This is a genomic window from Pseudomonas sp. CC6-YY-74 (genome assembly GCF_002025205.1).
GTDB lineage: Bacteria > Pseudomonadota > Gammaproteobacteria > Pseudomonadales > Pseudomonadaceae > Aquipseudomonas > Aquipseudomonas paeninsulae.
In genome coordinates this window covers 4,407,886-4,434,000 of record NZ_CP019947.1, presented here as the reverse complement: position 1 = coordinate 4,434,000, position 26,115 = coordinate 4,407,886, and the positions used below count along the sequence as shown (strand labels likewise).

The window sequence follows — 26,115 nt, the reverse complement described above, 5'->3', positions numbered from 1 at the left end:
ATTACCAGCGGGCCAAGCGTGGTGTTTTGCCGCAGCGATCAACGGCTCACGCCGAGACCACAAACAGGCTGATGATCAGGCCCATGCCGACGAACCACACCAGCGAGCGCACAGGCGCCCAATCGGCCAGGTAGCAGAGCCAATACAGCACGCGGCTGATCACAAAGGCGATGGCCAACTGATCGAGCAAGCCCTGCTCGGCGCCGCCAGCCAGGTGGGCGATGATCACTGCCGCGGCGAACGCCGGGGTGACCTCGAAGCTGTTGAGTTGGGCATTGTTGGCGCGGCGGCCGAGGCCTTCGAGACTGGCGAGCAAGGCGCGCGGGTCATGGTTGTGCCTGGGGCTGAAGCCACCGCCGGCGATCTTGGCTGTAACAGTGGAGAGGTAAGGCAGAAACAGCGCGACCAGCACGCACCAGTAGGCAGTTGTCATGGGCACTCCATAGCTTGGGGACAGCGGGCCCCAAGTTTGGACTGCCGACCGGCGGTCGTCCATGACCCAACCGCCGCTCTTCGATGGCGAATCGGCCAATCAGTCCGTCAGTTTTCCTGTGCCGATGGCCGCCGACGCGGCCAGCATCGCGCGCAGCAGCACCGCGCAACCTGCGGCCAGATCGGCCGGGGCGGCGTTCTCGATCTCGTTGTGGCTGATGCCACCCTCGCAGGGCACGAAGATCATTCCGGCCGGGCCCAGTTCGGCGAGGAAGATCGCGTCATGCCCGGCGCCGCTGACGATATCCATATGGGTCAGCCCCAGGCTCTGCGCCGCGCCGCGTACCGCCTCGACACAGTTTTGGTCGAAATACAGCGGCGGGAAATCGGCGGTAGGAGTCAGCTCGAAACTCAAGCCATGCTTGGCACAGGTCGCGTCGATCACGCCGCGCACCTCTTTGATCATCGAATCCAGGCGCGCCGGCTCGAGGTGACGAAAATCCAGGGTCATGCGCACCTCGCCGGGGATCACGTTGCGCGAACCGGGATAGGCCTGCAGGCAACCGACCGTGCCGCAGGCGTGCGGCTGGTGCTCCAGGGCCACCCGATTGACTGCCGCTACGATTGCGGCGGCGCCGACCAGGGCGTCCTTGCGCAGGTGCATCGGGGTCGGCCCGGCATGCGCCTCGACGCCCTTGAGATTGAGGTCGAACCACTTCTGCCCGAGCGCGCCGAGCACCACGCCGATGGTCTTGTGTTGATCCTCGAGGATCGGTCCCTGCTCGATATGCGCCTCGAAATAGGCGCCCACCGCATGCCCGCTGACCTCACGGCTGCCGGCATAGCCGATGGCATTCAACGCCTCGCCCACCGTGACGCCCTCGGCATCGCGCTTGGCCAGGGTTTCGGCCAGGGTGAATTTCTCGGCGAACACCCCGGAGCCCATCATGCACGGGGCGAAGCGCGAGCCTTCCTCGTTGGTCCAGACCACCACCTCCAGCGGCGCCTCGGTCTGTACGCCCAGGTCATTCAGGGTGCGCAGCACCTCGACCCCGGCCAGCACGCCGAAGCAGCCGTCGAACTTGCCGCCGGTGGGCTGGGTGTCGATATGGCTGCCGGTCATCACCGGCGCCAGCGCGGGGTTACGCCCGGGGCGGCGCGCGAAGATATTGCCGACCGCATCGACCGTCACGCTGCAGCCGGCCTCTTCGCACCAGCGCACGAACAGGTCGCGGGCCTGGCGATCGAGGTCGGTCAGGGCCAGGCGGCAGACCCCGCCCTTGGCCGTGGCGCCGAGTTGGGCCAACTCCATGAGCGACTGCCACAGGCGTTCGCTGTTGATATGCGGCTGGCTGGACTGCAGAACGTCGACGGCAGCATTCATGATGATCTCCTCGGGCTTTCTGGTTGTCTGAGCGAACCCGTCCCGTGGGGCGCAGGGTTCGCGGTAGGTCTGTTGGATCGCCTCACAGCGGCGCCTTGGCCACCAGCGGCTGTGCGCTGCGCAGGCTACACAAACCGAAATAGATCAGCCCACCGAGGAACGAACCGGTGAACCAGCCGTAGTCGTAGAACCAGCTAAAGGCACTGCTGCCCAGCGACAGCAGGGTCAGCGCCACCGGCACGCCAAAGGCGACAAAGCCGATCCAGTTCCACGCCGGGTAGACGTCGTCGCGGTACAGCCCGGCCAGGTCGAGTTGCTGTTTCTTGATCAGGAAGTAGTCCACCACCATGATCCCGGCGATCGGCCCGAGCAGGCTCGAATAGCCCAGCAGCCAGTTGGAATAGACGCTTTCCAGGCTCAGGTCAGAGACCAGCAGGCCGAGCTTCTTCAGCAGTTCGTGAGCCATCAGGCCGAGACCGACGAAACCGGTGAGCCATACCGCCTTGGTGCGGTTGATCAGCTTGGGCGCGATGTTCTGGAAGTCGTTGGTTGGCGAGACAATGTTCGCCGCGGTGTTGGTCGACAGGGTCGCGACTATGATCAACGCCATGGCCAGGGCGACCCAGCCGGGGCTCTGGATGTGGCCGATCAGACTGACCGGGTCGGACACGGTTTCACCGACCAGCGAGGCGGATGCTGCGGTCAGCACCACCCCGAGGGAGGCGAACAGGAACATGGTCAACGGCAGACCGATGATCTGCCCGATGATCTGATCCTTCTGGCTCTTGGCGTAGCGGCTGAAGTCCGGGATGTTCAGCGACAGGGTGGCCCAGAAGCCGACCATGGCGGTCAGGCCGGCGAAAAAGTAACCGGTCACACTGGCACCCTCCGGTCGCTTGGGGGCTGCGCCAGCAACTCGCTCATCGACACGTTAGGCATCGCCCACACCAACAGGCCGGCGCCGACCAGCACCAGCAGCGGTGCGGAGAGGGTCTCCAGCCACTTGATCGACTCGGCGCCACGCAGCACCACCCACAGGTTGAGGGTCCAGAAGATCATGAAGCCGATCACCTCGCCGGTGCCGCCAAGCTCCTTCCAGCCCTCGAAGATCGAGCCGAGAAACAGGTGGATGGCCAGGCCGCCGAACATGGTCTGGATGCCGAACCAGCCACAGGCGACCACCGCCCGGATCAGACAGGGCACGTTGGAGCCGATCACGCCGAAGGAGGAACGCAGCAGCACCGGGAAGGGAATGCCGTACTTGGTGCCGGGAAAGGCATTCAGGGTCAGCGGCACCAGCACCAGGATATTGGCCAGCAGGATCGCCAGCAGCGCCTCGCCGACCGACAGGCCGAAGTAGGCGGTCAGCACCCCGCCGAGGGTGTAGGTCGGCACGCAAATCGACATGCCGACCCAGAGCGCGGTGATGTGCCACTTGTTCCAGGTGCGCTCATGCACCTTGGTCGGGGCGATGTCGTGGTTGTAGCGCGGGCTGTCGAGTACGTCGGGGCCAGCGGCCAGTTCGTACAAGCCATCGCGCTCGGTCACTTGCGATCTGCTCTGTTGCATGGGGCCTCTCCAGGAATTGTTCTGATTGTTCGCTCATCGGGATGAACCGATGGCCGGAGTATTTTTGTGTCTCAGCGCCGGCCAACTCGGTAGCGGCAACACTCAATAAGCGTGCCGAAACTCTCACCTGCCTTGCTGAAACTAGCTAACCATATGATCTGTAAAACTTTACCGAACTGCTTGCGCTCCTCGCGGGGTTATTCCCCGCTCCTCGGCAGCCGTCCACGCATGCCTGTCCACATAGTCAGGATTCAAACTGGTGCAGGCAAACTTTTTTGCACCGTCGCGTACCGGTCACGAACCCGACTCAAACGCTTGAATTTCCACTGCAAATCTCGACCATATTTCAATCTTGTCAAGTGCGTCAAAATGCTTAGTCCCCGCAACTTTTTGCTGATTTATATATTTAATCGTTATATTTCAATAATTTAATAAATAAATAAATAGCTGTAAAAATAATCTTGCTCAATCGCCAGGCTAGTACTAGATTAATTCCTGTCACACCTGACAGGATTAATGATTCCGTCAGGCTGACCCGCCATAACATCAAGAACCGGCACACACCGGTCAGCCTGTGAGGAACTCGGCATGTCTCTGTTGATCCGCGGCGCCACCCTGGTCACCCATGAAGAAAGTTACTGCGCCGACCTACTCTGCGCAGACGGCCTGATCCAGGCCATCGGTCATAACCTGGATGCGCCGGCCGGCTGCGAGCTGCTCGACGGCAGCGGCCAGTACCTGATGCCCGGCGGCATCGACCCGCACACCCACATGCAACTGCCCTTCATGGGCACGGTGGCCAGCGAGGACTTCTTCAGCGGCACCGCCGCGGGCCTGGCCGGTGGCACCACCTCGATCATCGACTTCGTCATCCCCAACCCGCAGCAGTCGCTGCTCGAAGCCTTCCACACCTGGCGCGGCTGGGCGGAGAAGTCTGCCTCCGACTATGGCTTCCACGTCGCCATCACCTGGTGGAGCGAGCAGGTCGCCGCCGAAATGGGCGAGTTGGTGGCTAAGTTCGGCATCAACAGCTTCAAACACTTCATGGCCTACAAGAACGCCATCATGGCCGCCGACGACACCCTGGTGGCCAGCTTCGAGCGCTGCCTGCAACTGGGCGCGGTGCCCACGGTGCATGCGGAAAACGGCGAGTTGGTCTATCACCTGCAGAACAAACTGCTCGCCCAGGGCATGACCGGACCCGAGGCGCATCCGCTGTCGCGCCCCTCCCAGGTCGAGGGCGAGGCCGCCAGCCGCGCCATTCGCATCGCCGAAACCCTGGGTACGCCGCTGTACCTGGTGCACGTCTCGACCAAGGAAGCCCTGGATGAGATCACCTACGCCCGGGCCAAGGGCCAGCCGGTGTACGGCGAGGTACTGGCCGGCCATCTGCTGCTCGACGACAGCGTCTACCGCCACCCGGACTGGCAGACCGCCGCCGGCTACGTAATGAGCCCGCCGTTCCGCCCGCGCGGCCATCAGGACGCCCTCTGGCACGGTCTGCAGTCGGGCAACCTGCACACCACCGCCACCGACCACTGTTGCTTTTGCGCCGACCAGAAAGCCGCCGGCCGCGACGACTTCAGCAAGATCCCCAACGGCACCGCCGGCATCGAAGACCGCATGGCCGTGCTCTGGGACGAAGGGGTCAACAGCGGCCGCCTGTCGATGAATGAGTTCGTCGCCCTGACCAGCACCAACACCGCGAAGATCTTCAACCTGTTCCCGCGCAAGGGCGCACTGCGCGTCGGCGCCGATGCCGACCTGGTGCTCTGGGACCCGCAGGGCACCCGGACGATCTCGGCCAAGACCCACCACCAGCAGGTCGACTTCAACATCTTCGAGGGCAAGACCGTGCGCGGCGTGCCCAGCCACACCATCAGCCAGGGCAAGCTGGTCTGGACCAATGGCGAGCTGCGCGCCGAGCGCGGGGCCGGGCGCTATGTCGAGCGCCCGGCTTACCCGGCGGTGTTCGACCTGCTGAGCAAACGCGCCGAGCTGAATCGGCCGATTGCCGTCGAGCGCTGAGCCTGGTGTCGATTGTGGGAGGGGCTTTAGCCGCGAAGGGTGTTGAGCACCTGAGACCTTTCGCGGCTAAAGCCCCTCCTACAAAAAAACCGTCGCAATCCATTTCGCCGCACCGGCCCACAGAGGCCGGACGGCCGCTTATTCGCTGTTCACTGCCCAATAAAAGCCACAAAATCGGGAGACAACAACCGTGATAGACACCCTCAGCCACCTGCCGCGGCCGGATGCCGGCGCGGCCGCACTGGCCGATCGCTTCGCCGATCTGGCCCCGCCGCTCACCGCCCGCCAGGCCGCCCTGGAAAGCGCGCGCTGCCTGTATTGCTACGATGCGCCCTGCATTAACGCCTGCCCGAGCGAGATCGACATCCCCTCGTTCATCCGCAATATCAGCCACGAAAACGTCCAGGGCGCGGCCGAGAAAATCCTCTCGGCGAATATCCTCGGCGGCAGTTGCGCCCGCGTCTGCCCCACCGAAATCCTCTGCCAGCAAGCCTGCGTGCGCAACAATGCGCAGGAATGCGCGCCGGTACTGATCGGCCTGCTGCAACGCTACGCCATCGATAACGCCCAGTTCAGCGAACACCCGTTCCAGCGCGCCCCGGCCAGCGGCCAGCGCATCGCCGTGGTCGGTGCCGGCCCGGCGGGCCTGTCCTGCGCCCATCGGCTGGCCATGCACGGCCACGAGGTGGTGATCTTCGAGGCCCGCGAGAAAGCCGGCGGCCTCAACGAATACGGCATCGCCAAGTACAAGCTGGTGGACGACTTTGCCCAGCGCGAACTGGAGTTCCTCCTGCAGATCGGCGGCATCGAGATCCGCCATGGTCACAAACTGGGCGACGACCTCAGCCTGGCCGAGCTGCACCAGCAGTTCGATGCGGTATTCCTCGGCATCGGCCTGGCTGCCAGCAAGCGCCTCGGTCTGGCCGACGACGACGCGCCGGGCCTGCTCGCCGCCACCGACTACATCCGTGAACTGCGCCAGACCGACGACCTCAGCCAGTTGCCGCTGGCCAAGCGCTGCATCGTCCTCGGCGCCGGTAACACCGCCATCGACATGGCGGTGCAGATGAGCAAGCTCGGCGCCGACGACGTCAATCTGGTGTATCGCCGCGGCCTCAGCGAGATGGGCGCCACCGAACACGAACAGGCCATCGCCAAGGACAACCAAGTCCGCCTGCTGACCTGGGCACAACCCGAGCAGGTGCTGCTCGACGACCAAGGTCAGGTGCGCGGCATGCGCTTCGCCCGCACCCGCCTGGACAACGGCCGCCTGCAGTCCACCGGCGAGACCTTCGAGCTGGCCGCCGACGCCATCTTCACCGCCATCGGCCAGGCCTTCGACGGCGCAGCCCTGGTTGATCCGCTGGCCCGCGAACTGCAACGCGAGGGCCAGCGCATCTGGGTCGACCAGAGCCTGCAGACCAGCGTGCCCGGCATCTATGCCGGCGGCGACTGCACGGCGCTGGGCCAGGACCTCACCGTCCAGGCCGTACAACACGGCAAGCTGGCCGCCGAGGCCATCCACGCCCACCTCATGCTCACCGTGGAGGCCGCATAAATGGCTGATCTATCCATCGAATTCGCCGGCATCAAAGCACCCAACCCGTTCTGGCTGGCCAGCGCGCCGCCCACCGACAAGGCCTACAACGTGGTCCGCGCCTTCGAGGCCGGCTGGGGCGGGGTGGTCTGGAAGACCCTCGGCGAAGACCCGGCGGCGGTCAACGTGTCGTCGCGCTATTCGGCGCACTTCGGCGCTAACCGCGAGGTGCTCGGCTTCAACAATATCGAGCTGATCACCGACCGCTCGCTGGAGATCAACCTGCGCGAAATCACCCAGGTGAAGAAGGACTGGCCGGACCGCGCAATGATCGTCTCGTTGATGGTGCCCTGCGTCGAGGAATCCTGGAAGGCTATCCTGCCGCTGGTGGAAGCTACCGGCTGCGACGGCATCGAACTGAACTTCGGCTGCCCCCACGGCATGCCCGAGCGCGGTATGGGCGCGGCGGTCGGCCAGGTACCGGAATACGTCGAACGGGTCACCCGCTGGTGCAAGACCTACTGCTCACTGCCGGTGATCGTCAAACTCACGCCGAACATCACCGACGTGCGCCTGGCCGCCCGCGCCGCCTATCGCGGCGGCGCCGATGCGGTGTCGCTGATCAACACCATCAACTCGATCACCAGCGTCGACCTGGAGCGCATGGTCGCCAACCCGATCGTCGGCAGCCAGAGCACCCACGGCGGCTACTGTGGTTCGGCGGTCAAGCCGATCGCCCTGAACATGGTCGCCGAGATCGCCCGCGACCCCGAGACCCGCGGTCTGCCGATCTGCGGCATCGGCGGCATCGGCAGCTGGCGTGACGCGGCCGAGTTCGTCGCGCTGGGCTGCGGCGCGGTACAGGTGTGCACCGCCGCCATGCTGCACGGCTTTCGCATCGTCGAGGAAATGCAGGACGGCCTGTCGCGCTGGATGGACAGCCAGGGCTATGCCAGCCTCAAGGATTTCTCCGGCCGCGCGGTGGGCAACACTACCGACTGGAAGTACCTGGACATCAACTACCAGGTGATCGCCAAGATCGACCAGGACGCCTGCATCGGCTGCGGCCGCTGCCACATCGCCTGCGAAGACACCGCGCACCAGGCCATCGCCAGCCTCAAGCAGGCCGACGGCACTCACAAATACGAAGTGATCGACGACGAATGCGTGGGCTGCAACCTGTGTCAGATCACCTGCCCGGTGCAGGACTGCATCGAAATGGTGGCGCAGGACACCGGCAAGCCGTTCCTCGACTGGCTGCACGATCCGCGCAATCCGTATCGCGAAGCCTCCTAGCCGTCGTGCAGAGGGCGAGGATTCCAGCCACATGCGGCTATAATTCGCGCCTTCGAACTCCACCCAGGCACAGAGACCGTGATGAACCAGGATCAACTCAAGCAAGCAGTCGCCCAGGCTGCTGTCGACTTCATCCTCCCCAAGCTCGACGCCAAGAGCGTCGTCGGGATCGGCACCGGCTCCACGGCCAACTGCTTTATCGATGCATTGGCCCAACACAAGGCCGAGTTCGACGGCGCCGTGGCCAGCTCCGAAGCCACCGCCGCGCGCCTGAAAAGCCACGGCATTCCGGTCTATGAACTGAATGTCGTTAGCGATCTGGAGTTCTATGTCGATGGCGCCGATGAAAGCGACGAGCACCTCAACCTGATCAAGGGTGGCGGCGCCGCCCTGACCCGCGAGAAGATTGTCGCCGCCGTGGCCAAGACTTTTATCTGTATCGCCGACGCCAGCAAGCTGGTGCCAGTACTCGGCGCCTTCCCACTGCCGGTGGAAGTGATTCCGATGGCGCGCAGCCATGTCGCCCGCGAACTGGTCAAGCTCGGTGGCGACCCGGTGTACCGCGAGGGCGTGAGCACCGACAATGGCAACCAGATCCTCGACGTCTACAACCTGTCCATCGTCAACCCGCGCGAGCTGGAAGCGCAGATCAACAACATCGTCGGCGTGGTCACCAATGGCCTGTTCGCCGCCCGTCCGGCGGACTTGTTGCTACTGGGCACGGCCGACGGGGTGAAAACCCTGACCCGCTGAACACTCGGCGATCTGGCCGGATACGTAAGGGGAGCTAGATTTGCCCCGCGCCGCTCAACCACAGTGCACCGCCTGCGGGTAGGGCGGCTTCGGAGCGCAGCGACAACCCGCCAGGATTTGTGCCGCGCCGATCAACCACGGGGCATTGCCTGCGGCGAGTGGCAGCCTACGGATTGTGGGTTGTTCAATTGCGTCGGGACGCTTAATCGACCTGCCTGGGCAGCACCACCGGCGCGTCCTTGCTGAACACATAGAGCAGGTTGGGTTCGCCGACGATGTAGATATTGCCCGCCGCATCCATGGTCACGCCTTCGGCCTGCTTGATGCTCTGGTGCAAACCATTCAAACCGCCGATCAGGCTGATGAAGCTGACTGGCTGACCCTGGCTATCCAGTTCCAGCAGCAGACGCGACTCGTCGGAAAGCACCAGGGTGTGACCGCTGCGCGCATCGAAACTCAACGAAGAAATGTCGCGCACGAACGCGCGCTTCGAGGGCAACGCCTGCAGCGTCCCGGCGGCGCCGTCTGCGCCGGCTAACGACAAGCTGAACAGTCCCAGCGGACCGCGCTCCTTGCCGAGCAGCACGCGCTGATTGAGCGAGTCCCAGGCAATCCCCTCGAAGCCCTTGTTGCCGGCATCGGCAAAGCCCAGGTCGAACGACGGATAATCCCCGGCATCGAGGTTCTGCGTGTCGTCGTCGATACTGAACACCGTCATGCTGCGCCGGCGCTCATCGATGATTGCCAAGCGGCCACCGGAGATGACTTCGACACCTTCGGGGTCGGAAAAGCCAGTGAGCGGGATACGCCGCAGCACCTCGCCGTCCAGGGACAACTCGACCAGTTGCGGGTGCTTGCCGGTCACGGTGAACAGCGTGTCGCTGGCGGGGTTGTAGGTCAGCCCTGAGGTTTCATCCCGTTCCAGGCCGGCCAGCGACTTGCCCTGCACGACGGCCCGATAGCCCGGCAGCCAGATGCTCGCCTGCTGCTCGGCAACACTCAGGCGGCCTTCCTCGAGCCAGAACCAGGCCCGCTCATCCAGCCGCAGGAAATTGATCAGCCACGCCGTGACGACAACCAGCAACAGCAGGAGCAACCGGCGCGGGCGCATGAAACGAAAGAGCGGGGCAGGCATTGGGCACGACTCGAGATAAGCATGACCATCAGACTAGCGAGCAAGGCTTGAGGTTCGATTACCATAGGGGCGCCTCCAGGCGCCCCGTATATACATAGTCCGTTACAGCACGCGACTGGCAAAGCGCGCGTGACCGACCAGCTCGAGCACCAGCTCGTCGCCCTTGTGCAACGGGCCGACCCCGACCGGCGTACCGGTGAGGATCACGTCGCCCGGTTGCAGGCTGAAGTGACCGGCGATGTGCTGGATCATCGGCAGAATCGGGTTGAGCATATCGCGACTGTTGCCGTCCTGACGCACTTCGCCGTTGATGCTCAGGCGGATACCGATGTCGCTCAGGTCTTCCACGGCATCGCCCGGCACGAAGGGCGCCAGCACGCAGGCACCGTCGAAGGATTTGGCGATTTCCCAGGGGTAGCCCTGCTCCTTGAGCTTGGCCTGCAAGTCGCGCAGGGTCAGGTCGAGGGCCGGGGCGAAGCCGGATATGGCGTCCAGCACTTCTTCGGCATTCGGTGTGCGCGACAGCGGCTTGCCGATCAGCACGGCAATTTCCGCCTCGTAATGCACCGCGCCGCGCTCGTCGGCAATGACAAACCCCTCATCCAGCGGTACCACGCAGCTGCCGGCCTTGATGAACAGCAAGGGCTCGCTCGGCAGCGGGTTGTTCAGTTCCTTGGCGTGTTCGGCGTAGTTGCGGCCGATGCACACCACCTTGCCCATGGGGAAATGGATATGGGTGCCGTCGACGTACTGGTGCTGGTAACTCATGGGCGACTCCTTATGGGAATGTGGTGCGCGGCTCTTTGTGGGAGCGTGCGTGTAGGGCGGGCCATCGCTGCGACCAAAGATCTCATCAGCTAGCTGAAAGTGTCGCGAGCGAAGGCCAGGCAAGGCGGTGTATCCGGAAAAAAGCAGAGTTGGCTGCTGCCAATGAGCATTTTTTCCGGGTACGCCAACGCAGCATGGTCGAGCGCAGCAGCTTTCAGGGGAAGATCTTGCCGGGGTTCATAATGCCATTGGGATCGAATACCGCCTTGATCGCCTTCATGTAACCGATCTCCGCCTCGGAGCGGCTGTAGTGCAGGTAGTCGCGCTTGGTCATGCCGACGCCGTGTTCGGCGCTGATCGAGCCGTTGTACTTCTGCACGGTCTCGAACACCCACTTGTTCACCGTCGCGCACTTGGCGAAGAACTCGTCCTTGGACAGATTCTCCGGCTTGAGGATATTCAGGTGCAGATTGCCGTCGCCGATGTGGCCGAACCAGACGATCTCGAAGTCCGGGTAGTGCTCAGCGACGATGGCGTCGATCTCATGCAGGAAGGCCGGCACTTTCGACACGGTGACCGAGATGTCGTTCTTGTACGGGGTCCAGTGGCTGATGGTCTCGGAGATGTATTCGCGCAGCTTCCACAGATTTTGCAGTTGCTGCTCACTCTGGCTCATCACCCCGTCGAGCACCCAGCCCTGCTCGACGCAATGCTCGAAGGTGGCGAGAGCGGCATCGGCCACTGCCTCGGTGCTGGCTTCGAACTCCAGCAGCGCATAGAACGGACAGTCGGTCTCGAACGGCGCCGGCACGTCGCCACGGCCCATGACCTTGGCCAGGGCCTTGTCGGAGAAGAACTCGAAGGCGGTCAGATCCAGCTTGTTCTGGAAGGCGTGCAGCACCGGCATGATCGAATCGAAGTCGGCGGCGCCGAGGACCATGGCGGTGAGGCTCTGCGGCGCGCGATCGAGGCGCATGGTGGCCTCGACCACGAAGCCCAGGGTGCCTTCGGCGCCGATAAACAGCTGGCGCAGGTCGTAGCCGGTGGCGTTCTTGATCAGGTCCTTGTTCAGCTCCAGCAGCTCGCCGGTACCGGTGACCACCTTGAGGCCGGCCACCCAGTTGCGGGTCATGCCGTAGCGAATCACCTTGATCCCGCCGGCATTGGTGCCGATATTGCCGCCCAGCTGGCTCGATCCGCTGGAAGCGAAATCGACCGGGTAGTACAGCCCCTGCTCTTCAGCGAACAGCTGCAACTGCTTGGTCACCACGCCCGGCTGACAGACCACGCTGCGGTCGAATTCGTTGAAAGCGAGAATCTGGTTCATATAGTCGAAGGCCACCACCACTTCGCCGTTGGCCGCGACGGCAGCGGCCGACAGCCCGGTGCGGCCACCCGAGGGCACCAGGGCGACCCTGTGCTGGTTGGCCCAACGGACGATGGCCTGGACCTGCTCGATGCTCTTGGGAAAGACGATGGCGCAAGGGGCCGGGGCGAAGTGCTTGGTCCAATCCTTGCCGTAGGCGTTGAGGGAATCGGCGTCGGTCAGCACCTTGCCAGGCTCAACCAGGGTCTTCAGCTCTTCGATCAGCGCAGGGTTGGTCATCTATCGAACTCTCAAACGATTCATGGTCACCCTGAGCACGCTTCATCTGCCAGGGGTGGGTGTTTCGCGGGGCTCGTATGCTAGCATACGCCCCCCGTGAATCGTGCTCCTGCGCCGATCTACGAGCTGCGGCCGGCTGCGCCCGGCCTCTTTCCCTGACACCATTATGTGGGACAACAGGTACTCCGATGAGCAAGACCTCTCTCGACAAGAGCAAGATCAAGTTCCTTCTTCTCGAAGGCGTCCACCAGAATGCCGTGGACACCCTGAAGGCTGCCGGCTACACCAACATCGAGTACCACAAGGGCGCACTGTCAGACGACGAGCTGAAAGAAAAGATCGCCGACGCGCACTTCATCGGCATTCGCTCGCGCACCCAGCTGACCGCCGATGTCTTCGATTGCGCCAGTCGCCTGGTAGCGGTTGGCTGCTTCTGCATCGGCACCAACCAGGTCAATCTCGACGCCGCCCGTGAACGCGGTATCGCGGTCTTCAACGCGCCCTACTCGAACACCCGCTCGGTGGCCGAACTGGTGTTGGCCCAGGCCATCCTGCTGCTGCGCGGCATCCCGGAAAAGAACGCCTCCTGCCACCGTGGCGGCTGGATCAAGAGCGCAGCCAACTCCTTCGAAATCCGCGGCAAGAAGCTCGGCATCGTCGGCTACGGCTCGATCGGCACCCAGCTCTCGGTCCTGGCCGAAGCTCTGGGCATGCAGGTGTTCTTCTACGACACCGTGACCAAGCTGCCGCTGGGCAACGCCACCCAGATTGCCAAGCTGCACGACCTGCTGGGCATGTGCGACATCATTTCCCTGCACGTGCCGGAGCTGCCATCCACCCAGTGGATGATCGGCGAGCGGGAAATCCGCGCCATGAAGAAGGGCGGCATCCTGATCAACGCCGCTCGCGGCACCGTGGTTAAGCTGGATCACCTGGCCGCCGCGATCAGGGACGAGCACCTGATCGGCGCCGCCATCGACGTGTTCCCGGTCGAGCCGAAATCCAACGACGAAGAGTTCGAGAGCCCGCTGCGCGGCCTCGATCGAGTGATCCTGACCCCGCACATCGGCGGTTCCACCGCCGAGGCCCAGGCCAACATCGGCCTGGAAGTGGCGGAGAAACTGGTCAAGTACAGTGACAACGGTACCTCGGTGTCCTCGGTCAACTTCCCCGAAGTCGCCCTGCCGGCGCATCCGGGCAAGCACCGTCTGCTGCACATTCACCAGAACGTGCCGGGCGTGATGAGCGAGATCAACAAGGTGTTCGCCGAAAACGGCATCAACATCTCCGGTCAGTTCCTGCAGACCAACGCCAAGGTTGGCTATGTGGTGATCGACGTCGACGCCGACTACTCCGACCTGGCGCTGGAGAAGCTGCAACACGTCAACGGCACCATCCGTAGCCGCGTGTTGTTCTAAGCGCCGCCGGGTAACGAAAAAGGGAGGCCATTTGGCCTCCCTTTTTCATGCGCGCGATGCTACTGCACAGTCACCGTGATTTTCTTCGAGATCACCGGCGGGACCAGCGGCACATGGTTGTTGTCGCCCACCAGCAATTGCAAGGTGTGTGTCCCAGGCGGCAGGCTGAGTTCGGTCTCGGTCTGGCCCTTGCCGAAATGACGCAGGCTGTCGGTCATCGCCAGCGGCTGGTTCATCGCCGGGGCGTCCTCCAGGTCGATCAGCAGGTGATGGTGCCCGGTGGCCGGCGCGTCAATACCTGCCGGCGCCACCCCCATGCCCTTGAGGCCGAACTTGACGGTGAATGTTTGGCCGAGCGTAGCGCCGTCGGCAAGCTCGATAAAGTACACCGCCGCTCCGCTGGGCGCCGCAGTGTGCGGCACCGCCGCCAGGGCTAAGCCCGAGGCGCTTAGCAGCGCAGCGGCAAGTCCGAAGCCAGTGCGTAATGTTTTCATAGTAGATCCCTCAGGTAACAAGTCCCTGAAGTCGACCTTGGCCTGACTCGATCGTTCCTCCGTCAGCACTTTCCAACCTCGCCAGGGCCAACGCTGCAGCGGGTAACTGCTCCTCGCTGAATACCTGCACGCCCGCACGCTTGAGCAGGGCCGCCGTGACGCCTTCGCCTGCAACCTTGCGGCCGCTGAAACTGCCGTCGTAGTTTTCCAGGTTGCCGCACGACGGGCTGCGCGCCTTGAGCAGCGCCAGGCGGATGCCGTGCTGCTGGACCAGCGCCAGCGCCTGTTCGGCGCCGGCGACGAAGGCCGCCGTGACGTCCTGGCCATCGATAGTCAGTACCGGCAGCAGGCCGTCGAGCACCTGCGCGCCCTGGCCTGAGGGGATTTCCGCCGCGGGTCGTGGCGTCGGCAAACCGCCGGCGACTTCCGGGCAGAGCGCGACCACCCGCCCCTCGGCCTGCCAGCGCTGGAGCAGATCGAAGGGGCCGTGGGCGCCGCCGTCATAACGCACGCGGTGGCCAAGCAGACAGCGACTGACCAGAATCTTTTGCATACATCCTCCTGGGGGCGGTGCTTGAAAGGCGCAAGCCAGCCATCACTGGCGCTACAGCGGGTCGTCGCCGCGGCGACGGAACCAGCCGGTCAGCGACAAGCGCTCGCGGGTCGCCGGCAACACTTCATGGGGCATGTCGGCGGAAAGGAACACCAGCAGGCTGCCAGCCTCTGGCGGCACATCGCGCGTCGTCGCATCAGGTAGGTACAGCCGCAAGGCGCCTCCCTGCTCGGGCTGCCAATCCGGGTTGAGATAGAACACCGCCGACACCGCACGGCGGTCGTCACTGCGGAAGCGATCGAGATGTTTCTGATAGAAAGCGCCAGGCGGGTACGAGGCGAAGTGGCACTCGTAATCTTCCAGGCCCAGATAGAGCTCACGGTTGAGCGCCTGACGCAGCCCGTCCATCAGTGCCAGATAATGGTCGCAAGCCGACGACAAGCCGGCATCCAGCCATTGAATACGATCGCCGCGCACCCCTTCGCGTATCTCCTGGCCAGTGCCGCGGCCAATGCTGGCGGGGGTCAAATCACCCCGTGCAGCACGTTTGCGGCACTCATCGGCCAGTTCGAGGGTCAGAGACTGAGGAGCGAAAATGGGTTGTAACGACCAGCCTTGTTCGGCCAGATCGTCAACGATGCGCGCTAACAGCGCAGAATGAGTTGAAATAGACATGCCGGCGAGTCTATCAGTCTGCCGGCTATGCCTCGACAAGCACCGCCAAGCCATCGAAAATAGCTGCCCGCTAGACAGGAGTCTGTATGCGCGTCCTATCCATAGTTTTACTGTTGTTCCTCAGCCTCCCCAGCCTGGCAGATGCGCAAGTTCAGCTCTACCAGGCAGCCGGCTGGCCGCAGCAACGCGTGCACTTCAACGATGCCCTGAGTGCCGCGCAGGCGCGCTATCGCAGCAGCCTGCCGCCGGCGGTCTATGAGGCACTGGTGAACAACAGCAATCAGCGCTTTGCCCCGCTGGCGATCGATCAACGTGCGCAGCAGAGCCTGGGGCAAAACCTCGCCGACCCGCTGCCTGCCCTGCGGTTTTTCCAGTCGGCACTGGGTCGCAAGGTGGTCGCCGCCGAACAACTCGCCACCCGCCGTGACCAGTTGGCACTGTATGCCGAGGGTTTGCCGCGCATTCAGGCCAGCGCCACTCGGCGCCTGCTGATCCGCCACCTGGCCCAGGCGCTGCCGGCCAAGGAGGCTGGCGCCGAAGTCAGCCTGGCCCTGGCCGGGGTCGCGGCCGACAGCCTCAGCCAGATGCTCCCCGGCCTGTTCGGCGGCGATAGTGCACAGTCCTTGCTCAACACCCAGCGCCAGCGCCTGATGGAACAGATTGGCGCGGATCTGGACAACACCCTGCTGCACGTCTACCGCGAGCTGTCCGATCCGGAGCTGGAAGAATTCGTCAGCTTCGCCCAATCGGCAGAAGGCCAGGCCTACTACCAGGCCGCCTTGGCGGCAATCCGCGCCGGCCTGGCGGTAGGCCAGAGCAGCTCCAACCTGGCACCACCGCCGCAGGGAATCTGACGGAGGGCGCGGCTGATGACCTTGCGTTGGCTGACGCGACGTTCACTCGCTGCGGCGCCTGCCAAACAGATGCATGCGCCGCTAACCCAACCGGCGGTGCTCCGCCCCGCAGATCAGGCCAGCCGCTCGCGCAGAAAATTGAAATAGTGCTGACGCAGAGCCACTGATTCGTTGGCCAGGTGATGGCGGGCCTCGGCCAGACGCAAAATCTCCGGCGCGGCGAACTTGTCCTGCAATAGCTTGAGGTTGTGCTGCCAGTCCACGGTCCTGTCCGCTTCGCCCTGGATGATCAGCGGGCTGCGCGTGCTGCGTGGCGCCCCCTCGATCCGTGGCACCCATTGGCTCAAGGCACCGACCCAGGCGGTTGGCAGGCTGCGCGGTTGCAACGGATCGCGGTTGTGCACAAAGTCGATAAACTCGGGGTCACTCGAGTTGTCGCTGAAGCGCCGTGGAATCTCGCGGATGAAGGGCTTCAGCAGGCGATAGCTCAACTGCGACCAGGCCCAGGCCCGCGGCCGCACCAGCGGCGCCAGCAGAATCGTTTCGCCGACCTCTGGTCCGGGTTTGCCGGTCAACAGATAGTCGATCAGGATCGCGCCGCCGGTACTTTGCCCGCACAGGTGCCAGGGCTGCGGCAGGTCAAGGGCGGCGGCCTGCTCCAGCGCGCCCTGCAGCACCAGCTGATACTCGGCGAAGTCGCCGATGCTGGCGCGCGCACCGCTGGACAGGCCGTGCCCCGGCAGGTCGATCGCCAGCACGGCAAAGCCCAGGCCAAGCGCCCACTCGATCACATGGCGATACAGACCGCTGTGGTCGTAATAGCCATGGATTAACAGCAAGGTGGCGCGCGGAGCCTGCGGCAACCAGACCTGAGCGGCAATCCGGTAGGCGCCGACCTGAAAATAGCCGAGCAGGCTGCCCTCGGTCGGCAACTGCTCGAAACCGTAGAAGCGCCGGTACGCCTGCTCATGCGGCAAAGCCATGGTCGCGGCGGCCAAGGGGCGCAAATTGGCGACCAGGTCTGCGGGCTGAAAACGTTCTGGCATAAAGCTTTCCATCAAATCAGGCGGTCTAGCCGCGGGACATATGCAGCAGGCCGTGGAAAAACGCGGGTTTCGCGTAGGCCGTACTCGTGAAGCGGTACGCCGTCTTCCAGCAAGCGGCGGACTGTTAAAGATATTCTGCTGCCCGGCAGGCCGTGGCAAGCTATGCGTCCTTTCACCTGCCGATCGTGCCATGTCCCGCCCCAGCCGCAAGACCCTGCTTGCCAGCCTCATCGCACTGCTCTGGATAGCCGCCATGCTCGCCGCCTTCTGGTGGTTCGAGGCGCGCTATGTGCGCCCGTTCGACCAGCAAACCGCACTGTTCGCCGGCGCCGAACTGCGCCTGCCCGCCGAACTGGCCGGCCCCGGGCCGATTCGCCTGGTGCATTTCTGGGATCCGGCCTGCCCGTGCAACGTCGGCAATCAGCAACACCTGGGCGAACTGATCGAGCACTTCGGCCCCCTGGGCGTGAGCTTCCATGCCGTGCAAAAGCCTGGCAGCAAGGGCCAGTTACCGGCCACCCTCAGCGCCATGCAAGCCCTTGCCCCGCTCCCCGGCAGCGCCGGCATACCGGCCAGCCCGGCGGTGGCGATCTGGGACAAACAGGGCCAGCTGGCCTATTTCGGCCCCTACAGCGAAGGCCTCACCTGCAATTCGAGCAACAGCTTTATCGAGCCGATCCTCGAGGCCCTAGCCGCAGGCCGTCCGGTCAACGCCAGCAACACCATGGCGGTCGGTTGCTTCTGCCAGTGGCCGACGGAGACCGTCGACTGACTCAAAGCCGCACGACAACACCTTGGCGCCACCCGCGCTGCAGTGGTCAAGGGGCAACGCCTCAGTGGGGTTTAAGAGTAGAGGCAACCGATTCGAAGCAACGCGGCCTGGATCTTCCAGCGCAAAGACACGGCCCAAGTTGAACTGCGGGGTAGTGCAGGCTTTAATCGAACTGAAGTCGGGGTTGCCAGCAGGAACACTATTGCGGCCTGCCCCGAGAATTCCTAGTCCGAGCAGGGCCGCCGCGCCAGCAAGGAGCATCCATGCACGACCTCAAGTGGTCCGCAGCCGAGAAGAAACTCGCGCACCGCGTGTTCGAGGCGGCGCTCACAGCCGAGTTGGCCGAAATCATGGCTGACTTCAAAGCAAGAGCCACCGCCGTAACGGTGCCGCACGAGATGTGGCCGATCGAGGCGTACCTGGAGCGCAAACGCCGCGAGATCGACCGCAAATACGACTATCGCTACTCGCAGTTGCTCCTGGTGTTCGCTCGACTGCTGCGCGAAGGACGCATCCAGGAGGCACAGCTGACGGGCCTGTCGGAAGAGAAGCTGGCGTACATTCGGCGCAGCGCATCGCGCTGAGGAGAAGGCCATGCACGCGGTCTCACAGCCTGAATTAAGCCGCGCCGCGAAGCGGCGGCGGCTTGAATTGTTAGGCCGGCGTTGCCATTTTCAGACCAATAATGCCTGCAAGAATGAGTGCGAGACTCACTAGCCGCCCTGCGTTCGCGGGCTCGCCAAGCAAGACAATCCCCAGCAACGCTGTGCCGACCGCACCGACGCCAACCCATATTGCATAGGCGGTGCCCACGGGGAGCGACTTCATGGCAATACCTAGTAGCCCAAGGCTAATCACCATCGCGAGTACAGTGCCAACCGTTGGCCAAAGGCGCGTAAAGCCATCGGTGTATTTAAGTCCTATAGCCCAACCGATTTCAAACAACCCAGCAAGAATAAGAATGAGCCAGTTCATGGCGATACCTTATCGAATTACGGGTCGTCCCGGAGGTGAGATACGAAATGAGGTCGTCCTCAGATCGCAAGAGGCCTAACTGTAATTAGACGGACTTCCGTATTCTCGCATATTAATGAATTCTAGATAACGTCACTCCAATGGCTTTGTCATTTATAAAAAACTAACAAATTCAACAGCTTTCTAGCACCTCCATCACCCCGCCCGGTAATCGCGGGCCTGCTCAACTTGGCTCAACCTGCGGGGCGTCGAAAGACAATAGGGAACAAACCACGGTTGGTGTTTTGAACAGCGACCTGAATTAGTTGTGGTCTGTTCGCCGCGGCCGATTACCCGCTCACTCCCGCCCAACCGGCTTGCCACCCCGCTTACTCCCTACCGTCGCCTTGCGCTTGGCGGTCTTGCGTTTGCCCTTCCAGGGCGTGGCGGCAGCCGGGCTGGCGGGGCCGCTGATGGTCAGGCGCAGGCCGGCGCAGCGTTGCACCTGCTTGCTCATCCAGGCCGACTGTTTGGCGACGAATTCGTCCAGGCTCATCTCGCCGCTCTGCACCATGTCCAGCGCCTGCTCCCAGATTGCCGTGGTGCCGGGGTCGGCGATGGCGCGGGGGACGGCGTCGATCAGGCTGCAGGCGGCCGGGGTAGCGGCCAGGGCCTTGCCCTGTTTGAGCAGGTAGCCGCGATCGAGCAGGCCCTGGATGATGCCGGCGCGGGTCGCTTCGGTGCCGATGCCGGTGGTGTCCTTGAGTTTCTGTTTGAGCCGCGGGTCGTCGACCAACTTGGCGACGTTCTTCATCGCCTTGATCAGGTCGCCCTCGGTGAAGGGTTTCGGTGGCTGGGTCCAGAGGTCCTTGAGGGTCACGTCCACCACCGCGCAGTCCTGTCCTTCGCGCAGGGCCGGCAGTGCTTGTGCGGGGGGCGCTTCGCGGCCCTTGGCCGGCGTCAGGGCTTCGGGCAACGCACGGCGCCAGCCGGGTTCGACGATTACCTTGCCGACCGCGCGCAGGGCCTGGCCGGCGCAGTCGAGGTCGGCCTGGGTGCGGTCGTATTCATGGTTGGCCAGGAACTGCGCCAGGTAGCGCGCGCGGATCAGGCTATAGACCGCCCGTTGCTTGCCGACCAGGCGTTCCAGGTTCAGCGCCGCGGCGGTCGGGATGATGCCGTGGTGGGCGCTGACTTTGCCGTCGTTCCAGGCCCGCGAGCGGCGTTGCGGCTCTAGATGCTCAAGCAGGCCGGCCAGGCCTGGATCGGCCCGGCCCAGCGCGGCGAGGATGGCCGGCGCCTCGGCGTGCTGGCTGAGCGGCAGGTAGCCGCAATCGCTGCGCGGGTAGGTGATGAGCTTGTGGGTTTCGTAGAGTGCCTGGGCGATATCCAGGGTTTCCTGGGCGCCGAGGCCGAGCTTCTTGGAGCAGACTTCCTGCAGGGTGCCCAGATCGAACAACAGCGGCGGCGCTTCGCGATTGCGCTCGGTGCGCAGCTTCACCACCCGCGCGCTGCCAGCATTACCCATGGCGGTCGCCGCTGCCTGCGCCAACACCTGATTGAGGCAACGGCCCTGCTCGTCGCAGACATCCGCCGCGGCGCGCCACTGAGCGCTAAACGCGGTGCCGTCGGCCAGCAGCGCCAGCTCGATAGCCCAGTAGGGTAGCGGCACGAAAGCGCCGATGCTGCGGTCGCGATCGACCACCAGGCGCAGGGTCGGGGTCTGCACCCGGCCCACCGGCAGCACGCCCTGATAACCGGACTGCTGGCCGAGCAGGGTGAACAGCCGGCTCATGTTCATGCCGATCAGCCAGTCGGCGCGCGAGCGGCCCAGCGCCGAATGGTAGAGGCTGAAGGTCTCGGCGCCAGGCTTGAGCGCGCCCAGGGCCTTGCGGATCGAGGCATCGTCCAGGGCCGACAGCCACAGGCGCTGGATCGGCCCGCGATAGCGACAATGCTCGACCAGCTCGCGGGCGATCATCTCGCCCTCGCGGTCGGCGTCGGTGGCGATCACCAGCTCGTCGGCTTCGCCGAGCAGGCGCTTGACCGCCTTGAACTGGCCGGCGGTCTTGGGTTTTACCAGCATCTTCCAGCGCTCGGGGATGATCGGCAGGTCACTCAGCACCCAGCGTTTGTAGCGCGCGTCGTAGGCATCCGGCGGCGCGGTTTCCAGCAGGTGGCCGATGCACCAAGTCACCGTCAGGTTACTGCCCAGCCAGCAGCCATCGCCACGCCGGGTGGCCCCGAGCACCTTGGCGATGTCTTTGGCCTGGGAAGGTTTTTCACAGAGGAAGAGCCGCATGGCCGCCATCATTGATTCCTTGTCGCGATGACGCACAGCATGCGCAGTGGCGCGGGTTCAGGCAACCTCAATCTGTATGGATGTACAGTTAATGTCGCTACGCGCCGAACGCAACGTTGCCCGGGCGACATCGGCGAGGTAAGCCCTAGGGCGCTACTCGCCGCAGGCAGTGCGCCGTGGTTGGGCGGTGCGGCGCAATCTGGCGGACTGTCGCTGGACGGCGAGGCATGTCCGGCGGGCTGTCGCTGCGCTCCGAACGGATCGCCGCCCGAGCCGCCCTGCACCCGCGTCGTACGCAAATTACCCACAAAAAAGGGTCACCGCAGTGACCCTTGTTTGTTTACCCCTACAACTGTCTAGGCGGACGCTTGCACCTGCGACGGATCGCGGCGACTGTCCGGGCCCTGCTGCTCGCGGATGCCCGTGGTTTCGTCCATGGCTTGCTGTACGGCCTTCTTGCGCCTGACCTCGGCCCGGCGGGCGAAGAACCAGATGATGAAGGTCATCAGCGACACCGACAACAGGATCAGGCTGGCGATCGCGTTGATCTCCGGCTTCACGCCCAGGCGCACGGCGGAGAACACCTCCATCGGCAGGGTGGTGGAACCGGGACCGGAAACGAAACTGGCCAGCACCAGGTCGTCCAGCGACAGGGCGAAGGACATCATGCCGCCGGCCGCCAAGGACGGCGCGATCATCGGAATGGTGATCAGGAAGAACACCTTAAACGGCTTGGCGCCCAGGTCCATGGCCGCCTCCTCGATGGACAGGTCCAGTTCACGCAGACGCGAGGACACCACCACCGACACGTAGGCGGTGCAAAAGGTGGTGTGGGCGATCCAGATGGTCAGGATGCCGCGCTCGGCCGGCCAGCCGATCAACTGGGCCATGGCCACGAACAGCAGCAACAGCGACAGACCGGTGATCACTTCCGGCATCACCAACGGCGCCGTGACCAGCCCGCCGAACACGGTGCGACCCTTGAAGCGGGTCACCCGGGTCAGCACGAAGGCGGCCATGGTGCCGAGGATAACCGCGGCAATCGCGGTGTAGCAGGCGATTTCCAGGGAGCGCATCACCGCGTTCATCAGCTGGGTGTTGTCGAGCAGGCCGACGTACCACTTGATCGACCAACCGCCCCAGACTGTGACCAGACGGGAGCTGTTGAACGAGTAGATCACCAGGATCAGCATCGGCAGGTAGATGAACGCGAAGCCCGCCCACAACATGAAGCGGGAGAAACTGAAACCTTTCATGCGCGGCCCTCCATTTCCTTAGCCAGCTGTTGCTTATGCAGAGGGTTGAACAGAATGGTCGGCACAATCCGAGGGAACGTCATCATGCTCTGCCCTCCATTTCTTTGGCCTGGCTACGGTTGAACAGAATGATCGGAATGATCAGCACCGCCAGCATCACCACCGCCAAGGCGGAAGCCACCGGCCAGTCACGGTTATTGAAGAACTCTTGCCAGAGTATCTTGCCGATCATCAGCGTCTCCGGGCCACCGAGCAGTTCAGGAATCACAAACTCGCCGACCACCGGAATGAACACCAGCATGCAGCCGGCGATGATGCCGTTCTTCGACAGCGGCACGGTGATTTTCCAGAAGCTGTTGTAGGTGCTCGATCCCAGGTCCGAAGCGGCCTCCAGCAGGCTCTGATCGTGCTTGACCAGGTTGGCGTAGAGCGGCAACACCATAAACGGCAGATACGAATAGACGATACCGATATACACCGCGATGTTGGTGTTGAGGATGCGGATCGGATCGTCGATCAGACCCAGGCTCAGCAGCAGGCTGTTGAGCAGGCCGTTGCTGCTGAGGATGCCCATCCAGGCATACACGCGGATCAGGATCGCCGTCCAGGTCGGCATCATGATCAGCAGCAGGAACACCATCTGCATGTCCTTATCGGCACGGGCAATGGCATAGGCCATCGGATAACCGATCAGCACACACAGCAGGGTGCTGAAGAAAGCCATCTGCAACGAGCCGAGGTAGGCGGCCAGATACAGGTCGTCTTCGCTGAGGAAGATGTAGTTGCTCAGGTTGATGACAATCGACAGCTGCTGTTCCGCCCAGGCGTAGATCTCGGTATAGGGTGGAATGGCCACGTCGGCTTCGGCAAAGCTGATCTTCAACACGATGATGAAGGGCAGCAGGAAGAACATGAACAGCCAAAGGAACGGCACTCCGATGACGAAGTGCCGGCCTTTGGGCATCCGGCGACTGATGCTTCGGGAAATGTTCATGAGCGCAATGCCACCCCGCTGTCATCCTCCCACCAGACATAGACTTCATCATCCCAGGTCGGCCGCGCGCCGCGGCGTTCGGCGTTGGCGACGAAGGACTGGACGATCTTGCCGCTCGGCAACTCGACATGGAACACCGAATGGCCACCCAGGTAGGCAATGTCGTGCACGGTGCCGCGCGACCAGTTGTACTCACAGTCGGGCTTTTGCGTGGTGACCAGCAACTTCTCCGGGCGAATCGCGTAGGTGATGCTCTTGTCCTGCACCGAGGTGCTGACGCCGTGACCGACGAAGATATTGCGCTCCAGGTCCGGGCTGTCGATCAGCGCATGACCTTCGGCGTCTTCCACCACCTGGCCTTCGAACAGATTGACGTTGCCGACGAACTCGCAGACCAGGCGACTGGTCGGGGTCTCGTAGATATCCACCGGGCTACCGATCTGGGCGATCCAGCCCTGATGCATGATGGCCACGCGCTGGGCCATGGTCATGGCCTCTTCCTGGTCGTGGGTCACCATTACGCAGGTCACACCGACTCGCTCGATGATCTCCACCAGTTCCAACTGCATCTGCGAGCGCAGCTTCTTGTCCAGCGCGCCCATCGGCTCGTCGAGCAGCAGCAGTTTCGGGCTTTTGGCCAGCGAACGGGCCAGGGCCACGCGCTGACGCTGGCCACCGGACAGCTGGTGCGGTTTGCGCCTGGCGTACTCGCTCATCTGTACCAGCTTGAGCATTTCCTCGACCCGGGCCTCGATCTCGGCCTTGGACTTTTTGTCCTGCTTGAGGCCGAAGGCGATGTTGTCGGCCACGCTCATATGCGGGAACAGCGCATAGGACTGGAACATCATGTTGATCGGCCGCTCGTACGGCGGCATATCGGTGATGTCTTCGCCATCGAGGTAGATGCGCCCGTCGGTCGGCCGCTCGAAGCCGGCGAGCATGCGCAGCAGGGTGGATTTACCCGAGCCAGAGCCGCCGAGCAGGGCGAAGATTTCGCCTTTGTTGATGGTCAGAGAGACATCATCGACGGCGACCGCCTCGTCGAACTTCTTCGTCACACGATCGATTTTGACCAACACCTCTTTGGGTTGCTGATCGCCCTCGAGAACCTTTTTATAGGCACTAGAAGCAACTGCCATTACCAAAACTCCTGGAAAAATTGCGCCCGACCCCGGCGGTCAGACGTTTTAAATTACCGGCCTGATTTGACCCTGGTCCAGCTACGGGTCATCCGCCGCTGCACTTTTTTCGGCAACTCCGCCGAGATGTACAACTTGTCCAAAACTGCTTGCGGCGGGTACACCGCCTCGTCGTGGCGCACGTCCTGATCCATCAACTCACCGGCTTTGGGGTTGGGATTGGCATAGCCGACGTAATCGCTGATCCCGGCAATTACCGCCGGTTCCAGCAGGTAGTTGATGAAGGCGTGGGCCTCCTTGACGTTCGCCGCATCGACCGGAATGGCCAGCATGTCGAACCACAGGTTGGCGCCCTCTTGAGGAATCGCATAAGCGATCTCGATGCCCTTGCCAGCCTCTTCGGCGCGGCCGGCCGCTTGCAGCATGTCGCCGGAGAAGCCAACGGCTACGCAAATATTGCCGTTGGCCAGGTCGCCGATGTACTTGGAGGAGTGGAAGTAGGTGACATAGGGCCGCACGGCCAGCAACTTGGCTTCGGCCTGCTTGTAGTCATCCGGGTTGCGGCTGTTGGGATCGAGGCCCAGGTAGTTGAGCACCGCCGGGATCATCTCGTCGGCCGAGTCGAGGAAACTCACGCCACAGCTGGCAAGCTTGTGCATATTTTCCGGCTCGAAGACCGTGGCCCAGGAGTCGATCTTGTCGACCCCGAGTGCAGCCTTGACCTTCTCGGCGTTGTAGCCGATGCCATTGGTGCCCCACAGGTAAGGCACCGCATACTGGTTGCCCGGATCGTTAGCCTGCAGCTGCTTGAGCAGCGCCGGGTCGAGGTTCTGCCAATTCGGCAGCTGGCCGCGGTCAAGCTTCTGAAAGGCACCGGCCTTGATCTGTTTGCCGAGGAAATGGTTGGAAGGCACCACCACGTCATAGCCGGAACGCCCGGCGAGCAGTTTGCCTTCAAGGGTTTCGTTGGAGTCGAAGACGTCGTAGAGCGGTTTGATGCCCGTCGCCTGCTGGAACTCGGCGAGGGTGTTTTCACCGATGTAATCGCTCCAGTTGTAGATATGTACGGTCGACTCAGCCTGGGCAGTGGCCGCCAAGCCAAGCGCCAGGGCGCTGGCTGTCAGGGTTGTCGCGAAGGGAGTACGCATGC

The 26,115-nt window shown here is 63.3% G+C and carries 23 protein-coding genes and 1 pseudogene; 8 read left to right on the top strand and 16 right to left on the bottom strand.

All coding sequences use genetic code 11. The annotated features are described in order from the left end of the window. Positions 1 to 46: 46 nt before the first annotated feature. From B2D37_RS20070 to B2D37_RS20060, 3 genes and pseudogenes are all read right to left on the bottom strand, one after another. Entirely contained in the window at positions 47 to 433 is a 387-nt protein-coding gene (locus tag B2D37_RS20070; RefSeq protein ID WP_079204363.1) for an MAPEG family protein, read from the bottom strand. Positions 434 to 532: 99 nt separating this feature from the next. Further along, complete coding sequence (locus B2D37_RS20065; RefSeq protein ID WP_079204362.1) at positions 533 to 1,816, bottom strand: Zn-dependent hydrolase; 1,284 nt, start codon at positions 1,814 to 1,816, stop codon at positions 533 to 535. Positions 1,817 to 1,898: 82 nt separating this feature from the next. Further along, positions 1,899 to 3,385: pseudogene (locus B2D37_RS20060) on the bottom strand (NCS1 family nucleobase:cation symporter-1). Between the two features lie 588 nt (positions 3,386 to 3,973). Here B2D37_RS20060 and hydA point away from each other — a divergent pair. The 4 genes from hydA (at position 3,974) to rpiA (ending at position 8,999) form a co-directional block, all read left to right on the top strand. Then, complete coding sequence (hydA, locus tag B2D37_RS20055; protein WP_079204361.1) at positions 3,974 to 5,413, top strand: dihydropyrimidinase; 1,440 nt, start codon at positions 3,974 to 3,976, stop codon at positions 5,411 to 5,413. Positions 5,414 to 5,603: 190 nt separating this feature from the next. Continuing rightward, complete coding sequence (locus B2D37_RS20050; RefSeq protein WP_079204360.1) at positions 5,604 to 6,971, top strand: NAD(P)-dependent oxidoreductase; 1,368 nt, start codon at positions 5,604 to 5,606, stop codon at positions 6,969 to 6,971. Continuing rightward, complete coding sequence (gene preA, locus B2D37_RS20045) at positions 6,972 to 8,246, top strand: NAD-dependent dihydropyrimidine dehydrogenase subunit PreA (protein WP_079204359.1); 1,275 nt, start codon at positions 6,972 to 6,974, stop codon at positions 8,244 to 8,246. Positions 8,247 to 8,327: 81 nt separating this feature from the next. Beyond that, a complete protein-coding gene (gene rpiA, locus B2D37_RS20040) occupies positions 8,328 to 8,999 on the top strand; it encodes a ribose-5-phosphate isomerase RpiA (protein ID WP_079204358.1) in 672 nt (223 codons plus the stop codon). A gap of 202 nt (positions 9,000 to 9,201) precedes the next feature. On the opposite strand, the gene B2D37_RS20035 is transcribed toward rpiA, so the two are convergent. The 3 genes from B2D37_RS20035 to B2D37_RS20025 form a co-directional block, all read right to left on the bottom strand. Then, positions 9,202 to 10,134 (bottom strand): SdiA-regulated domain-containing protein, encoded by a 933-nt coding sequence (locus tag B2D37_RS20035; protein ID WP_079204357.1) that lies wholly within the window; start codon positions 10,132 to 10,134, stop codon positions 9,202 to 9,204. A 102-nt stretch (positions 10,135 to 10,236) separates the two neighbouring features. After that, positions 10,237 to 10,902 (bottom strand): fumarylacetoacetate hydrolase family protein, encoded by a 666-nt coding sequence (locus B2D37_RS20030; RefSeq protein ID WP_079204356.1) that lies wholly within the window; start codon positions 10,900 to 10,902, stop codon positions 10,237 to 10,239. Between the two features lie 214 nt (positions 10,903 to 11,116). Continuing rightward, a complete protein-coding gene (locus tag B2D37_RS20025; protein ID WP_079204355.1) occupies positions 11,117 to 12,508 on the bottom strand; it encodes an FAD-binding oxidoreductase in 1,392 nt (463 codons plus the stop codon). A 188-nt stretch (positions 12,509 to 12,696) separates the two neighbouring features. On the opposite strand from B2D37_RS20025, the gene serA reads away from it, so the two are divergent. Beyond that, a complete protein-coding gene (gene serA, locus B2D37_RS20020) occupies positions 12,697 to 13,926 on the top strand; it encodes a phosphoglycerate dehydrogenase (protein WP_079204354.1) in 1,230 nt (409 codons plus the stop codon). A 59-nt stretch (positions 13,927 to 13,985) separates the two neighbouring features. Here the strand turns inward: serA and B2D37_RS20015 are convergent, their stop codons facing one another. The 3 genes from B2D37_RS20015 to B2D37_RS20005 are packed head-to-tail and all read right to left on the bottom strand — an operon-like array spanning position 13,986 to position 15,648. Further along, the gene (locus tag B2D37_RS20015; RefSeq protein WP_079204353.1) at positions 13,986 to 14,420 is read right to left on the bottom strand and encodes a DUF4399 domain-containing protein; all 435 of its coding nucleotides are present in this window, start codon (positions 14,418 to 14,420) and stop codon (positions 13,986 to 13,988) included. Between the two features lie 10 nt (positions 14,421 to 14,430). After that, the gene (locus B2D37_RS20010) at positions 14,431 to 14,973 is read right to left on the bottom strand and encodes a DUF523 domain-containing protein (RefSeq protein WP_079204352.1); all 543 of its coding nucleotides are present in this window, start codon (positions 14,971 to 14,973) and stop codon (positions 14,431 to 14,433) included. 51 nt (positions 14,974 to 15,024) lie between these two features. After that, entirely contained in the window at positions 15,025 to 15,648 is a 624-nt protein-coding gene (locus tag B2D37_RS20005) for a 2OG-Fe(II) oxygenase (protein ID WP_079204351.1), read from the bottom strand. A gap of 86 nt (positions 15,649 to 15,734) precedes the next feature. On the opposite strand from B2D37_RS20005, the gene B2D37_RS20000 reads away from it, so the two are divergent. Then, on the top strand, positions 15,735 to 16,502 hold the full coding sequence (locus tag B2D37_RS20000) for a hypothetical protein (RefSeq protein WP_079204350.1): 768 nt from the start codon (positions 15,735 to 15,737) through the stop codon (positions 16,500 to 16,502). Positions 16,503 to 16,615: 113 nt separating this feature from the next. On the opposite strand, the gene B2D37_RS19995 is transcribed toward B2D37_RS20000, so the two are convergent. Then, positions 16,616 to 17,548, bottom strand: coding sequence for an alpha/beta hydrolase (locus tag B2D37_RS19995; protein ID WP_079204349.1), 933 nt, complete (start codon positions 17,546 to 17,548; stop codon positions 16,616 to 16,618). A gap of 190 nt (positions 17,549 to 17,738) precedes the next feature. Between B2D37_RS19995 and B2D37_RS19990 the strand changes: the two genes are divergently transcribed. After that, a complete protein-coding gene (locus B2D37_RS19990) occupies positions 17,739 to 18,320 on the top strand; it encodes a DUF6436 domain-containing protein (RefSeq protein ID WP_079204348.1) in 582 nt (193 codons plus the stop codon). Positions 18,321 to 18,583: 263 nt separating this feature from the next. Beyond that, a complete protein-coding gene (locus B2D37_RS19985; RefSeq protein ID WP_079204347.1) occupies positions 18,584 to 18,904 on the top strand; it encodes a hypothetical protein in 321 nt (106 codons plus the stop codon). Positions 18,905 to 18,974: 70 nt separating this feature from the next. Here the strand turns inward: B2D37_RS19985 and sugE are convergent, their stop codons facing one another. The 6 genes from sugE to B2D37_RS19955 all read right to left on the bottom strand — a co-directional run bounded on the left by sugE (position 18,975) and on the right by B2D37_RS19955 (position 26,113). Beyond that, on the bottom strand, positions 18,975 to 19,295 hold the full coding sequence (gene sugE / locus B2D37_RS19980) for a quaternary ammonium compound efflux SMR transporter SugE (protein ID WP_079204346.1): 321 nt from the start codon (positions 19,293 to 19,295) through the stop codon (positions 18,975 to 18,977). A 337-nt stretch (positions 19,296 to 19,632) separates the two neighbouring features. Then, entirely contained in the window at positions 19,633 to 21,576 is a 1,944-nt protein-coding gene (locus B2D37_RS19975) for a DNA topoisomerase III (protein WP_079205051.1), read from the bottom strand. 356 nt (positions 21,577 to 21,932) lie between these two features. Continuing rightward, positions 21,933 to 22,832: an ABC transporter permease subunit gene (locus B2D37_RS19970; protein ID WP_079204345.1), complete on the bottom strand. Its 900-nt coding sequence runs from the start codon at positions 22,830 to 22,832 to the stop codon at positions 21,933 to 21,935. Between the two features lie 82 nt (positions 22,833 to 22,914). Further along, entirely contained in the window at positions 22,915 to 23,796 is an 882-nt protein-coding gene (locus tag B2D37_RS19965; RefSeq protein WP_177345294.1) for an ABC transporter permease subunit, read from the bottom strand. A 26-nt stretch (positions 23,797 to 23,822) separates the two neighbouring features. Then, on the bottom strand, positions 23,823 to 24,965 hold the full coding sequence (locus B2D37_RS19960) for an ABC transporter ATP-binding protein (protein WP_079204343.1): 1,143 nt from the start codon (positions 24,963 to 24,965) through the stop codon (positions 23,823 to 23,825). A gap of 53 nt (positions 24,966 to 25,018) precedes the next feature. Continuing rightward, entirely contained in the window at positions 25,019 to 26,113 is a 1,095-nt protein-coding gene (locus B2D37_RS19955; RefSeq protein ID WP_079204342.1) for a polyamine ABC transporter substrate-binding protein, read from the bottom strand. Positions 26,114 to 26,115: the final 2 nt, after the last annotated feature.